Annotated in this window: 14 protein-coding genes; 9 read left to right on the plus strand and 5 right to left on the minus strand. The window is 54.0% G+C overall.

From position 1 onward, the window contains the following. The first annotated feature begins 43 nt into the window (after nucleotides 1–43). The 8 genes from VIN76_RS13100 to VIN76_RS13135 all read left to right on the plus strand — a co-directional run bounded on the left by VIN76_RS13100 (nucleotide 44) and on the right by VIN76_RS13135 (nucleotide 7,573). The gene (locus VIN76_RS13100; protein WP_332042300.1) at nucleotides 44–1,411 is read left to right on the plus strand and encodes an alpha/beta hydrolase; all 1,368 of its coding nucleotides are present in this window, start codon (nucleotides 44–46) and stop codon (nucleotides 1,409–1,411) included. 11 nt (nucleotides 1,412–1,422) lie between these two features. Then, nucleotides 1,423–1,914: a DUF3598 domain-containing protein gene (locus VIN76_RS13105; protein WP_332042301.1), complete on the plus strand. Its 492-nt coding sequence runs from the start codon at nucleotides 1,423–1,425 to the stop codon at nucleotides 1,912–1,914. 11 nt (nucleotides 1,915–1,925) lie between these two features. Next, on the plus strand, nucleotides 1,926–3,302 hold the full coding sequence (locus VIN76_RS13110; protein WP_332042302.1) for a 3-isopropylmalate dehydratase large subunit: 1,377 nt from the start codon (nucleotides 1,926–1,928) through the stop codon (nucleotides 3,300–3,302). After that, nucleotides 3,295–3,912, plus strand: a complete 618-nt coding sequence (gene leuD, locus VIN76_RS13115; protein ID WP_332042303.1) for a 3-isopropylmalate dehydratase small subunit — start codon at nucleotides 3,295–3,297, stop codon at nucleotides 3,910–3,912. Before VIN76_RS13110 ends, leuD begins: the two co-directional genes overlap by 8 nt. Continuing rightward, nucleotides 3,909–4,841 carry a hydroxymethylglutaryl-CoA lyase gene (locus tag VIN76_RS13120; protein WP_332042304.1) on the plus strand — a complete coding sequence of 311 codons (933 nt, stop codon included), beginning with the start codon at nucleotides 3,909–3,911 and terminating at the stop codon, nucleotides 4,839–4,841. The genes leuD and VIN76_RS13120 overlap by 4 nt, the downstream gene beginning before the upstream one ends. Beyond that, a complete protein-coding gene (locus VIN76_RS13125; RefSeq protein ID WP_332042305.1) occupies nucleotides 4,838–6,013 on the plus strand; it encodes a CaiB/BaiF CoA-transferase family protein in 1,176 nt (391 codons plus the stop codon). The genes VIN76_RS13120 and VIN76_RS13125 overlap by 4 nt, the downstream gene beginning before the upstream one ends. 28 nt (nucleotides 6,014–6,041) lie before the next feature. Beyond that, nucleotides 6,042–6,494 (plus strand): cytochrome c family protein, encoded by a 453-nt coding sequence (locus VIN76_RS13130; RefSeq protein ID WP_332042306.1) that lies wholly within the window; start codon nucleotides 6,042–6,044, stop codon nucleotides 6,492–6,494. A 290-nt stretch (nucleotides 6,495–6,784) separates the two neighbouring features. Further along, a complete protein-coding gene (locus VIN76_RS13135; RefSeq protein ID WP_332042307.1) occupies nucleotides 6,785–7,573 on the plus strand; it encodes an META domain-containing protein in 789 nt (262 codons plus the stop codon). 69 nt (nucleotides 7,574–7,642) lie between these two features. Here VIN76_RS13135 and polA read toward each other — a convergent pair whose 3' ends face one another. From polA to rimO, 3 genes are all read right to left on the minus strand, one after another. Further along, nucleotides 7,643–10,498, minus strand: a complete 2,856-nt coding sequence (polA, locus tag VIN76_RS13140) for a DNA polymerase I (protein ID WP_332042308.1) — start codon at nucleotides 10,496–10,498, stop codon at nucleotides 7,643–7,645. A 78-nt stretch (nucleotides 10,499–10,576) separates the two neighbouring features. Then, the gene (locus VIN76_RS13145) at nucleotides 10,577–11,431 is read right to left on the minus strand and encodes a GGDEF domain-containing protein (RefSeq protein ID WP_332042309.1); all 855 of its coding nucleotides are present in this window, start codon (nucleotides 11,429–11,431) and stop codon (nucleotides 10,577–10,579) included. Between the two features lie 108 nt (nucleotides 11,432–11,539). Further along, nucleotides 11,540–12,892, minus strand: coding sequence for a 30S ribosomal protein S12 methylthiotransferase RimO (gene rimO / locus VIN76_RS13150; RefSeq protein WP_332042310.1), 1,353 nt, complete (start codon nucleotides 12,890–12,892; stop codon nucleotides 11,540–11,542). 147 nt (nucleotides 12,893–13,039) lie between these two features. Here rimO and VIN76_RS13155 point away from each other — a divergent pair, with 147 nt between their 5' ends. Continuing rightward, a complete protein-coding gene (locus VIN76_RS13155; RefSeq protein ID WP_332042311.1) occupies nucleotides 13,040–13,447 on the plus strand; it encodes a DUF1761 domain-containing protein in 408 nt (135 codons plus the stop codon). Nucleotides 13,448–13,524: 77 nt separating this feature from the next. On the opposite strand, the gene VIN76_RS13160 is transcribed toward VIN76_RS13155, so the two are convergent. After that, nucleotides 13,525–13,977: a hypothetical protein gene (locus VIN76_RS13160; RefSeq protein WP_332042312.1), complete on the minus strand. Its 453-nt coding sequence runs from the start codon at nucleotides 13,975–13,977 to the stop codon at nucleotides 13,525–13,527. Beyond that, nucleotides 13,961–14,101: transposase (locus VIN76_RS13165; RefSeq protein ID WP_332042325.1), on the minus strand; the 141-nt coding region annotated here is incomplete at its 5' end. The genes VIN76_RS13160 and VIN76_RS13165, both read right to left, overlap by 17 nt.

The raw sequence follows: 14,101 nt of genomic DNA on the forward strand, positions 1-14,101 counted from the left end.
AAGACTTGTCGAGACAAATTTGTCCGGACAAATATAGGGCATCATGATCACGCGCCACTTTATAGATGTCGAATCGAACGGCAATCGCCGCAGAGTCCATTATCGCAGAGCGGGCAATGGCCCTGTGCTGTTGATGGTTCACCAAAGCCCGCGCAGTTCAAAAGAATATGAAGCGCTGATAGAAAAATGGAGTCAGCATTTCACCTGTATCGCGCCGGATACGCCGGGTTTTGGACAGTCCGACGCTTTGCCGGGCGAACCGGAAATCAATGAATATGCAGATGCGATTATCGGTTTTCTGGACGCTGTGGGCATCGAAAAATGCGCGGCTTACGGCTTTCATTCCGGTGGGATCATTCTGGTCACGGCCCTCAAACGCCACCCGAATCGATTCTCGACTCTGGCCGTGGGCGGCTATGCTATCTGGACGCCGGAAGAAGTCTCGCTGTTCAGCGACAGCTATTTGCCGGAATTCCATCCTTCTGCATATGGCGAGCATTTAACATGGCTCTGGAACCGGATTCTCGAACAAAGCTGGTTCTTCCCGTGGTTCGCCGCAAATGACGGCTCCCGCCTGCCCGGCGCCCATGACGATCCCGTGCGCGTGGACGCTATCGTGCGCGAAATGCTGGACGCGGGCAATGCCTATCAAACTGGCTACGGCGCTGTCCTGCGCGCACCAAGGGATATTCCGGACGCGGATGCCGATGTCCCGCCTTGCCTCATCAGCGCGTATAATGGCGATCCCCTGCAAGATCATATTGCCCGGCTCGGCGAGATGCCAAAATCATGGTCCGCGCAAAAAGTCGCAACGCCGGACGAGCATCAGGCCGTTAGTCTGGCTCATCTACTGAAGACAGATAACCCTGCCCTGCCGCCGCTTAACGAGGCTCAGGATGAAGGCTTTCTGCCCATAGAAACAGCGCGTTTCAGCGGGTTAATCCACTGGAAGGGCGCGCGTGACGCAGACAAGCTCCTGCTCCATGCCCCCGCCGCCGCAATCGGCGCATCCGTGCCGCAAGGCAGCATCGCCATAGACCTGCCCGGCCACGGCCTCTCAGGCGACTGGACGGGGCAGGCTCCAACAGACTGGGCCGACTGGCAGGAGGTCATCGATGCGGTTGCGGCACAATTCGGGATTCATGCCATAGTGACTCCATCCGTTCCATCGGGCGATCCGGATTCCCTCTATCCCGACCTGTCCCCTGACCGCTATGGCAACTATCTGAGCAAGGCATGGCAAATCGTCCGGGCATCGGAAATATTCGAACCATGGTATAAAGCTGGCAAAGACAATACCCGCGCGTTCAAGCCAGAAGTTCTGGATCCCGCAGCACTGGCAAAGCGGCATCTCGACCTGCTCAATGCCCGTTCAGCCAGAGAATATCACTTAGCCCTGCAATCAAGATAAAGGAGATTATCATGGGAATTAGAGAAGAAATGCCAATTTTGGCCCGCCACGAAGGTGTTTGGGACGGTACATACACCTATTTCAACGCCCAAAATGAAAAGATTGACGAGCACGCCTCACGCCTGCTCTGCCGTTTTCCGGATGAAGGTCCAGCGCCTTACCATCAGACCAACTATTACACATGGGCCGACGGCAAAACAGAAAATCGGGATTTTCCAGCCGAGTTCCGCGATAAACGGGTTTGGTGGGACAACGAGCTGATCAAAGGATGGGCAGCTGAAGTTCCGCTGGATGAATATAACCGCACAGTAATGTTGTATTGGCAGCGGCAAGGTGATCCTTCGCTCTACCTTTATGAACAGATCCAGATTTCGGATGATGGACAGAATCGTTGCCGCACTTGGCACTGGATACGCAACGGCTTACTCGAAACCCGCACCGCTATTCAGGAGAAATTTGTGACAAGGGACTGGCGGACTGTTGATGCAGAGATGGGGAATTAAAGCTGGTTAAAGTGCAATCTCTTTTTGACAAACTATGGGACAACCACGTGGTCTCGAAACTACCCGGCGGCGGGGCTTTAATTGCCATTGACCGGGTGTTCCTGCACGAGCGCACCGGTGCGGCGGCGTTGAATTCGCTATCCGCTGCCGGGCGCTCGGTTGCCGATCCTGCGCGTGTGTTTGCGGTGATGGATCATATTGTTGATACTCGCCCGGGCCGCAGTGACCAAACATTGATGCCGGGCGGACAAGCATTTATCACCGAAACACGCGCCGCGGCAAATACAGCAGGCATAACATTATTTGATGTCAACGATCCGGATCAGGGCATTGTCCATGTGGTCTCGCCCGAACTGGGCATTGTCCTACCGGGTTGCACGCTGATTGCGCCAGATAGCCACACTTGCACACAAGGCGCGTTTGGGGCGCTGGCCTGGGGCATTGGTTCGTCAGAGGCGGAACATGCCATGACGACAGGAACGCTGCGCCTCACCAAGCCCAAATCCATGCGGGTTACGTTTACCGGCACGCTAGCAAGAGGCGTGACACCGAAGGACATGATCCTCACCTTACTCGCCCGATACAGCGCCGCTGGTGGCAAAGGTCATGCCGTCGAGTTTGCTGGCGGTGCCGTGACTGCCCTCGACATGGAAGGGCGGATGACTTTGTGTAATATGGCGACGGAATTTTCCGCAATGTCCGGCTTTATCGCGCCAGATGAAAAGACATTTGAATATCTGAAAGGGCGCCGCTATGCGCCAACCGGAAGCGATTGGGATAAAGCGCTGGACAGCTGGCAAACGTTACACAGCGATGTCGGTGCCCATTTCGATCAGGAAATTGAGATTGATGCCAGCAGCATTAGCCCGATGGTTAGCTGGGGCACCAATCCCGGCCAGACAATCGGGATCGATGGAGCTGTACCCGATGATGCCAAAGCGGGCCCGCTTCAATATATCGCGCTTGAAAAGGGTCAACCGATCAAGGGGGTTCCCATTGATGCAGCCTTTATCGGCAGCTGTACGAACAGCCGCCTAAGCGATCTGCGGCGCGCTTCTGCATTGCTTAAGGGCAAGAAAGTCGCTGACGGGGTCAAGGCCATCTGTGTTCCCGGCTCCTCTCGCGTCAAACGGGAAGCAGAAGCCGAGGGCATTGACCGGATTTTCAAAGAGGCCGGTTTTGAATGGCGCGAAAGCGGATGTTCCATGTGCTTTTACGCAGGCGGAGAAAGTTTTGACGCCGGTTCGCGGGTCATCTCTACAACCAACCGGAACTTTGAAAGTCGCCAGGGGCCGAATGTCAAAACCCATATTGCCAGCCCCGAAACAGTAGTCGCCAGCGCCATTGCCGGAGAAATTGCAGATCCGCGGGAGATAGCGAATGGCTGAACCCCTCACCACCCTTACATCTTTGCCGATGCCACTAATCCGCGATAATATTGATACCGACCAGATCATTCCATCACGCGAAATGAAGAGCACTGGCAAGACCGGTCTGGCTGACGGTCTGTTCGCAGGATGGCGCTATACCGAAATCGGGGGGCGAGAGCCCAATCCGGATTTTGTTATGAATAACCCGGTTTTTGCAGACAGCCAAATCATTCTGGGCGGAGAAAATTTTGGCAGCGGGTCAAGCCGCGAACATGCAGTGTGGGCGCTAGCCGAATATGGTTTTCGCGCAGTGATCGCGCCAAGCTTTGCACCGATTTTTGCCGGGAACTGTGTCCGCAATGGCATTTTGCCCGCTATATTGGATGCATCGGAGATTACGGCAATCGAACAATCGCGCTTGCCGGTTACTATCAATCTTCCGAAACAGCGCATCTCAATTGATGATAAGCAAAGCTGGTCATTCCCGATTGATGAGGAAGCGAAAGCCATGTTGATGGAGGGATTGGACTCTATCGACCTAAGTTTGAAAATGGCGGACGATATTGCCGCATGGCAGGCGGCTGACCGGGCGGCGCGGCCATGGATTTATCTAGGAGCAACTAAATGACAACATCCGTCACCATCAGCGAAGTGGGACCGCGTGACGGCCTGCAAAGCGTTGACCGTGTCATGGCGACCGAAGCCAAAAAGGCATGGATCAAGGCGGAAGCCGAAGCCGGTGTGAGCGAGATCGAGGTCGGCAGTTTTGTGCCGCCCAAACTGCTACCACAAATGGCTGACACGGCGGAAATAGTGGCTTTTGCCAAGACGATCCCTGGTCTGGATGTCGTGGCTCTGGTCCCCAATCTGAAAGGGGCGGAGCGCGCTATTGACTGCGGTGTCGATAAAATGTCGATCCCGTTTTCGATGTCGGAAACCCACTCGATCAAGAATGTCCGCAAGGACCACCCCGCGATGATTGCCGAGATCAAGGCGATTGCCGATCTTGTGGCCCAGCAGCCCGAGGAGCAGCGCCCCTATTTCGAAGTTGGCCTGTCCACCGCATTTGGCTGCACAATCGAGGGGCCGGTTCCAGATGACCAGATTGTCCGCCTTGCCGAAGCAGCGATGGAGGCGGGCGTTGCCGAAGTCGGCCTTTCCGACACCACCGGCTATGCCAATCCGGCGCAGGTCACCCGGCTGGTGCGCAAAGTGAAAGCCGCGATTGGCAGCGATAAGCTGAATACACTCCACCTCCACAATACGCGCGGTCTGGGCCTCGCCAATGTCATGGCCGGGCTGGCAGAAGGAATTACGACATTTGACAGCTCGCTTGGCGGTCTGGGCGGCTGCCCGTTCGCGCCCGGTGCTTCCGGCAATATTGTCACCGAAGATCTGGTCTTCATGCTGGAAGCAATGGGGATAGATACCGGCATTGACCTGCCAAAACTGCTGAAGGTACGCGATATTGTTGCCGAAGCTCTTCCCGGCGAGCCGCTTTACGGCTTTACCCCCGATGCCGGACTACCACTAGGATTTAAAGGAATTTCAGCATGACTGGTCCCACGCCTCTTGCAGGTTTGAAGGTTGTCGAATTTACGCACATGGTGATGGGTCCCGCGGTTGGTGCTATCCTTGCGTCGCTGGGCGCGGAAGTTATCCGGATTGAACCGATGGGCGGCGACCGCACACGGACCCTTGTCGGATCAGGCTCCGGCTATTTCCCGATGTATAACCGGCACAAGAAAAGCATCTGCCTCAACCTAAAAAGCGATAAGGGGCTGGAGATCGCCAAAAAGCTGGCAGAAGATGCCGACATATTGGTTGAGAATTTCAGACCCGGCGCACTGGACCGGCTGGGGCTTGGCTATGAAGCGCTATCCAAAACCAATGAGCGGCTGATCTATTGTTCGGAAAAAGGTTTCCTCCCCGGCCCTTACGAGAACCGCACCGCGCTGGATGAAGTGGCGCAGATGATGGGCGGCCTTGCTTATATGACCGGCCCCCCGGGCCAGCCTTTACGGGCTGGTTCCAGCGTCATTGATGTCGCAGGCGGCATGTTTGGCGTTATCGGCATCCTTGCCGCAGTGGAAGAACGCCACCGCACTGGCAAGGGGCAGATGGTTCAAAGCTCGCTTTTTGAGACCACTGTTTATTTCGTCGGCCAGCATATGGCGCAAAAAGCTGTCACCGGCAAAGCCGCCGACCCGATGCCAGCGCGGATTTCCGCATGGGCCATTTACGATGTGTTCCAGACCAAGGATGATCCGGTTTTCATCGGCGTAGTCACCGATGCATTATGGCAAAAATTCTGTGAGCTGTTCAATCTCGATGATCTTTGGGCAGACGAAAGCATCCGTGAAAATAACAACCGCGTGGCCGCGCGCGACCGTATCATGCCGCAAATCCGCAAATTGATTAGCGGTTATACCCGCGATGAGCTGATCGCAAAACTGGAAGGTACCGGCCTCCCCTTCGCGCCGATTGGCCGGCCCGAAGATATGTTTGAAGATCCGCACCTCAATAGCGGCGACGGACTGGAAGAAACCATCCTCACCAACGGCACCGTGACCAAACTCCCCACCCTGCCGATTGCAATGGACGGCAAACGCCCTTCACAGAGCTTTACCATGCCCGAACCCGGCGCGGATATTCAGGAAACACTGGCCTCTTTGGGATATGACGATAAAGCGATTGAAGAATTGCTCTCGACCGCCACTGTCGGATAAGATTTAACATTTGTTTGGAATAAAGATAATGATCGCAAAAGTAACATTGATATCGGCTACAACCTTGTTTTTACTGACCGCATGCGGGTCGGAAACATCCAGTCCGGCACCAGAAAATATCCAGGAAAATGAAGCTCAGATCGAAACTGTGACTGAAACCAAACCTGAAACCGAAACAGCGGTAGCAACCCCGGCCGCATTTGCACAATGCCGCGCATGCCACACTGTAGAGAAAGATGGCCGTAATGGCATTGGTCCCAATCTTTGGGGCGTTGCCGGTCAACCAGCGGCGCATCTAGCCGGATTTAACTACTCTCCCGCAATGAAAGAATCCGGCCTGACATGGGATACGGAAACTTTGGACAAGTTTCTGAAAGAGCCCATGAAAACAGTGCGCGGCACAAAAATGGCCTTTGCCGGACTGCGCAATGACGAGCAAAGAGCAGAGGTTATCGCTTTCCTGGAAACCTTGAAAGACTGACCGCGCGCATCAGCGCCGGGATTAACGACCGGCCCGGATGCTTATATCAATAACCACTGCCGCCATGCTTAAAGGCGGCGGTGGACAAATTCTTCCTGCATCTCAAACATGCCGGGGAGCGGGTCTGATGCCGCAATTGTGAATAGCTATATTGCTTTTACCGCAACGCCCTGTAAGCTTTGAAAAACTTGTGATTGTCCAACGTCTGACCGAAAGCAGGTTCACGACCCCTTGCCACCTGCTTCATGTTTATAAGTCGGTATGAGGATGAAGAAGAAAGCGAATTTGATATGAAATTACGTAATATCGTAGCGGCGGCGACGCTGGCAGGATTAACTATAGGTTGCACAACCACCTCGAGCGAAGTGGAAGTCGCGGATAAGCAGGCAATGAAAACCACGATTAGCGGCGAAGTCTATTACCGCCCGCGCATTGCTTTGCCGCCAGGGGCAGAGCTATCTGTAGTATTGCTTGATACGTCCTTGAACAACCCGCTTGGCAACCTGTTTGCTGGAGCCAACATAGCCTTGGATGGCAAAAACGTCCCGGTTCCGTTTTCGTTTGTGGCGGACCAGTCCATGATGATCCCGGGCGACACCTATGAGGTGCGTGCGCTCATCCGGTCCAAAGCCGGTGATATTATCTGGAGAACCAAGACAGGACATATTGTTGACCTGTCTTCTTCGGCCTATGACGCAGGCCAGATTGAACTGGTGATGGTCGAAAGCTCTGAAAGCACGGATAGCTCTGCGATACAGGGTGCAGCATGGACTATTGAGGATATTAACGGCGGCGGTGTCATCGACAACAGCAAGGCTACTGTTACCTTCGGTGAAAATGGCAGAATCTCTGGTTCAGGGGGCTGCAACATGTTTTCCGGCCGTTATGAAGCAACCGGCAAAACACTTAAAGTCATGAGCGACATCGCCATGACCCGCAAAGCCTGTGCTCCTGCATTAATGCAGCAGGATCAACGGCTAATGACAATATTACAAAGCGCACAGCACTATTGGATCAAGAGCGGGACTTTGACCATCCTGAGCAAAAATGGCCGGTCCCTGACCGCGCGGAGTGATTAAATGGCGTGATTAAAAATGCTGGCAAACCCGGTGATCCTACCTAGATTGCCCGCACTTTTAATGCGCGTATCAATGCGCCTCATCCCAATTCTTGCCTGTCCCGATATCCACGTCCAAAGGCACTGAAAGTTTTATCGCTGGCTCTGCAGCGCCTGCCATTACTTTGCGGATTACGGCGGAAGCCGCATCGACATTCTCTTTTGGCAGTTCGAAAACAAGTTCGTCATGTACCTGCATCAGCATTTTTACTTCGCTCAGACCCGCATCCGCCAGTGCAGGCCCCATTCGGACCATAGCGCGTTTGATGATGTCGGCACAGGTGCCTTGAATCGGGGCGTTGATTGCTGCCCTCTCGCTGCCTTGGCGTTCTGCCTGATTTGATGATCTGATACGTTCGTAATGGGTTTTTCGGCCAAATAATGTCTCGGTAAAACCACAGTCCCGTGCAGATTGCAGTGTTTCGGAAATATAGTGGTTTATACCGGGGAAGCGTTCAAAATAGGTGTTGATCATCGCCTGTGCTTCGTCTGCATCAACTTCCAGACGTTTGGCCAGTCCCCAGCGGGAGATACCGTAAAGGATCGCGAAATTGATCGTCTTGGCGCGTGCACGCGTGTCGCGATCGACCGCGCCGAACAATTCCTGTGCGGTGCGGTTATGAATATCCTCACCGGCAGCAAAGGCGGCTTTCAGAGTATCCACATTGGCAATATGCGCTGCAAGGCGCAGTTCAATCTGACTATAATCCGCAGCCAATATGACATTACCCGGCGCGGCGACAAAGGCCTGACGGATTTGCCGGCCGATTTCGGTGCGGATCGGAATATTTTGCAGATTTGGCTCGGTCGAAGATAGTCGTCCGGTCTGCGCTCCGCTAAGCGAATAGCTGGTGTGGACACGCCCGGTTTTCGGGCTGATCGCCTCCTGCAATGCGTCGGTATAGGTGGATTTCAATTTTGATAATTGCCGCCATCCCACAATTTTTTGCGCAATGGGCTCACCATCGCTGGCCAGCCGTTCGAGTACGGTGACATCAGTTGAAAATTGTCCGCTTTTTCCTTTTTTCCCGCCCCTCAGGCCAAGTTTCCCGAACAGGATTTCTCCCAGCTGCTTGGGACTGCCAACCGCGAAACTCTCCCCGGCCAGATCATGGATTTCCTTTTCAAGCTCCGCCATATTCTCGGCAAAGCTCTGCGAAAGCCGCGCCAGTTCCTCGCGGTCTACCAGCACGCCCGTTTCCTCCATCCGGGCTATGACGGGGACAAGCGGGCGGTCAACCATCTGGTAAATACGCGTCGCTCGTTCCGGGACCATGCGCTGGCGCAATATTTCCCACAGGCGCAATGTAACATCGGCGTCTTCGGCGGCATATTCGGTCGCCTTGTCGAGAGGCACTTCGGCAAAGCTGATCGCTTTTTTGCCCGTGCCGGTCAATGACTTGAAACTGATGCATTCATGGCCGAGGTGCAGCTTTGCAAGCTCGTCCATGCCGTGACCGTGCAGGCCGGCATCGAGGTTAAAACTCATCACGAGCGTGTCATCAAACGGTGCAATGCGGACATCATGCTGAGCAAGAACGGTCATGTCATATTTAAGATTCTGCCCGACTTTCAGGACAGCGTCATCTTCAAGCAGAGGCTTTAGCCGGGCCAAGGCTTCAGCGGTAGGAATCTGTTGAGGAGATTCCGCAAACATATCGCCGCTGCCATGACCCAGCGGGATGTAACAAGCCATATTGGGGCCGGTCGCCATGCAGATACCGACAACGCGCGCGGAAACGCTTTCCAGGCTATTCGTCTCGACATCTATCGAAAAGACACCGGCCTTGCGTGCGCGCTCAATCCATAGGTCAAGGCTTTCAAGACTTTGCACACACTCATACTGGCTGCGGTCAATCGCTGGCGCTTCAACCGGTTTGGTCAGCACAGCGGATGAAATGGGCGCCCTATCCCCGATCCCGCCATCAACATCCGGGTTTTGCGGTTCTGCCTGACCGCCACCCAGTTTTTTGAGAAGCGAGTTAAACCCGTGATGTGTCAGAAACTCCCTCAGGGGCTCCTTAGGGATAGCCTGCAAGGCAAAGCTTTCGAGAGGGTCGGGCAGCGGGCAATCGTCTTTCAGTGTCACTAATACCCGCGAAAGACGCGCCAGCTCAATATTCTCCAGGATGTTTTCCTTCATCTTGGACTTTTTCATTTCAGGCGCAGCGGCAAGGACACTTTCGAAGTCACCATATTCGTTGATGAGCTTGGACGCGGTTTTGGGACCGATGCCGGGTATGCCTGGAATATTATCCGCGCTATCCCCCATCAGGCCAAGAACATCGCCAAGCCTCTCCGGTCCGACGCCGAATTTTTCTTCAACCGTCGCCTTGCCCATGCGGACATTTCTCATCGTATCGAGCATGTCGACACGGCTATTGTCTGTGGGTTCGATCAATTGCATCAGATCCTTGTCCGATGACACGATGGTAACTTTCCAGTCCCGCTCCAGCGCGGCCTTGGTATAGCTGGCGATCATGTCATCGGCTTCAACGCCTTCTTCCTCAATAAGTGGCAGCGAGAATGCCCGGGTGGCGTCGCGAATCATCGGGAATTGCGGTCGCAGATCTTCCGGTGCTTCGGGCCGATTCGCTTTATAGTGCTCGTAAATTCCGTTGCGGAAGCTCTGCGATGATTTGTCCAGAAGCACCGCCAGATGGGTCGGTCCGTCCGCCTTGTGCAATTCCTCGGCAAGTTTCCACAGCATGGTCGTATAACCATAGACCGCGCCTACCGGTTCACCACGGATATTGGTCAGTGGCGGCAAACGGTGATAGGCTCTGAAAATATAGGACGAACCATCAACCAGATAGAGATGCTTTTGTTCATTGCCGCTCTTGTCAGGCGGCGCGGGGGTGGTTGTATCTGTATCTGTATCTGTCATGACGGCATGACTAGCAGCGCAGGCCGTGTCCGTCATCGCTAATTTACATATCCGGTTCCGGAAATTTCCCAATCCGGATCAGGCTCGTATGGGGATCGGACCTTGCCTTTGGCTCGCTTCATAGAACGGACGCGGCTTGTCTCGCATGCCCGGCGAATAACGTACACATTGGTTGCGGCCACGGCGCTTGGCTTCAAACAGCGCGCTATCGGCGTTACGCATCGAAATAGCGCGCTCTTCATAAGGCGACACACCGGTCAGGCCGATGCTGACCGTCATCCGCCGGGTCACGCCTTTTTGCGGTTCAAACAATATGTTTTCGATCTCATAGCGGATCATTTCGGCGATAATCTCGCCTTCAGCCTCAGAAGTATTAGGCAGTAAAACCCCAAACTCCTCCCCTCCGATGCGGCCGACCAGATCACCTTTACGCAAGATATATTTGAACACAGAGGATATCGAGATCAACGCCCTATCACCCACAGGATGACCGTAACCATCGTTGATAGACTTGAAATGATCCGCGTCGATTATGAGCAGGACATTATTCGCCGACTCCATCCGCAGCTGATCGAATAGTTTTATGAAATGCTCCCGGTTAGCAAGACCGGTCAATCCGTCAATATTCGCACGAAGCTCCAGATCCTGGTTAACCTTTTGGAGCCTTTCTTGCGTATCTTTCAGCTCAACAGCCATATCAATCAACTGCTGGCGCTGTTTCACACCATAGAAATTAGCAGGCAGGCAGATAACCCATGGCACAAAAAACGCGAAAGTCATGATCTTCCAGAACCCGTCATCCATGCCATAAATCGCAAGGTAACCGACCGCCGTTGCCGTAAAAGCCATCAAAACTTCAGCAGCCGAGATCATGCTGGCCTGACGTGCGGTGGAATGTCCCGTGGACGCATATCTCCTGATCATTTTGTTCATAACCGCCCCATAAGAACGAGAGGTTGCGAGCCCGTGCAAATATATGGTTAAAGGGACGTTCCGTTTAACGCGTCCGGCATTATCCCTTGAACGGAATAGTCCATTAAATCAGACCTCGCCGGGTACTCCGTATAGATCATGCGCGTCTGCATCTTCGATCACCGCATCAACAATATCACCTATCGCGAGATTCCTGCTCACATTACGAAGGAAGACATTGCCATCTATTTCCGGCGCATCGGCCTGTGACCGGGCTGTTGCGCCAATGTCGCCATCTTCATCTGGCTCCCCGATTTCGTCAATGATAACGGGTAATGTCCGGCCAATCTTGGCCTGTAGTTTCGCGGCGCTGATCGCGGCGGTTTTTTCCATCAGCCGCTGATAGCGTTCTTCCTTGACCTCTTCGGGCACAGCGCCGTCAAGTGCGTTGGCAGCAGCGCCTTCGACCGGCTCAAAACGAAAACCACCGACACGGTCTAGTTGGGCCTCTTCAAGCCAGTCGAGAAGATACTGGAAATCCTGTTCCGTCTCACCCGGGAACCCGACCACAAAGGTCGATCGGATGGTGAGGTCAGGACAAATATCGCGCCAGCTTTTCACCCGCTGCAAAACCTTGGCTTCATTTGCGGGACGCTTCATCCGTTTCAGTACATTGGGTGCGGCATGCTGGAACGGAATATCGAGATAGGGCGTGATCTTCCCTTCCGCCATCAGCGGAATGACCTTGTCAACATGGGGGTAGGGATAGACATAATGGAGACGAGTCCAGACCCCCAGTTCGCCCAGCGCCGCCGCCAGATCGGTCATGTGGGCCCGCACCTCTTTACCCCGCCATTCGCGCGGTTGATGCTTGATATCCACGCCGTAAGCCGACGTGTCCTGGCTGATGACCAGCAATTCCCTGGTGCCATTGGCGACCAGCTTTTCAGCTTCGCGCAGGATCGCATCGGGGCGCCGCGATACCAGATCGCCGCGCAGGGACGGGATGATGCAAAAGGAACAGCGGTGGTTGCAGCCTTCGGAAATCTTCAGATAGCTATAGTGGCGCGGAGTCAACTTCAGACCGGCATCAGGCACCAGATCAATAAAAGCGCCGCGTGCAGCCGGAGCGGCTTCATGGACGGCATTGACCACATCTTCATATTGATGGGCCCCGGTTACCGCCAAAATATCGGGAAAACGCGCGCGGATCATCTCCGCCTCATTACCCATGCAGCCCGTGACGATGACCCGACCATTCTCGGCCATTGCCTCGCCAATAGCTTCAAGCGATTCTTCCTTGGCGCTGTCGAGAAAGCCGCATGTGTTGACCAACACGACATCCGCGCCCGCATAGTCCGCCGACATCTGATAACCATCGGAGCGGAGCTGCGTCAAAATACGTTCACTATCGACTAGCGCCTTGGGGCAACCAAGGGACACCATGCCGACTTTGGGCGGAGAGGGGATTGCTGTTGCCATATTGGCGCGCCTTTACGACCTATTTTCCCCTGAGTCACGCCCCGTTTGCAGGGTCGTTTACCGGCCGCGGCCGTCAGCCTTCCGGCATAGCTGGATTTTCCGTAGATCTGCGTATAAAAGCAGATATTTACAAACGGGGAGGATGAGATGGATTTACTTGAGGTAAACTGGCTCGCAATCGTTCTGGCTGCGGTCTGCGGCTTTCTGATCGGCGGCATCTGGTACGGCCCGATCATGAGCAAGAAATGGATGGGCGCAGTCGGTTTGACCGAGGAAGATGTCCAGGGCGGCAATATGGGCCTGATATATGGCGGGGCCATGGTTTTCGCCCTGATCTCCTCCGCCATGCTCGCCCACATGTTCTACCGCCTTGGCCAGCCGCCCATCCATGTAAAGATGATGATTTCGACCGGCATCGCCCTGACCTTCATCATCCCCGCGATCGGCACCAATTACCTGTTCTCAAGAAAGAGCAAGGCCTTGTTCTTTATCGACGCAGGATACTGGCTGCTATTTTATATGGCCATGGGTCTGGTGCATGCCTGGTTGAGTTGAGGGGCGAAAAAATAGCCCGCTATTCGGCCTGATAGCCAGCGAAGTGGACAACGCATTTCGTAGCCCCGCAATACATGTCACCGCAGTTCGAACTCTTTGGTCAACTCGTATCTCTCTTGCGGTGTAATCTCTATAAACTGCCCAAAATTTAGGCCTAACTCTGTATATATATCAGCATCAACAATCCTGAAAAAATCTAAGTTATTTTTCCTTTCTGACTTCAGTTCGCCGACAAAATAAAATACTCTGGAATTGAGTTCTGGAATGGGGCTGTGGGATATTGCATTGGAAGACAAGGGTTCAAAATACAAATCCTTGCGTTCAAGCAATCCGTCATCACCGAGTATGTAAATGGCGTTTAAGTACTCAAGAAATTCCTTACCGGGCGGATAAATGTCTGCTTCTATGTCGCAATATGCTGAAATCAGGTAAGGAATACTTCTTTCGCGCGTTTTAGCGATAACGACAAAACCTGAAATTCTGTCATCTTCATTGGTCCAGCACTCTTGAATGCTAGGCCGTGTTGACAAAAGACTTTAGCCATAGTCGGGCGGCGGCGAGGTTGAGGAAGCTCTCGAAGGAGAGGACGGTTTTGTCATAGCGGGTGGCAATACGGCGCTGTTGCTTCAGCTTTCCGAACATGCGCTCGACACG

This window comes from Parasphingorhabdus sp. (assembly GCF_036568145.1).
Classification (GTDB): Bacteria; Pseudomonadota; Alphaproteobacteria; order Sphingomonadales; family Sphingomonadaceae; genus Parasphingorhabdus.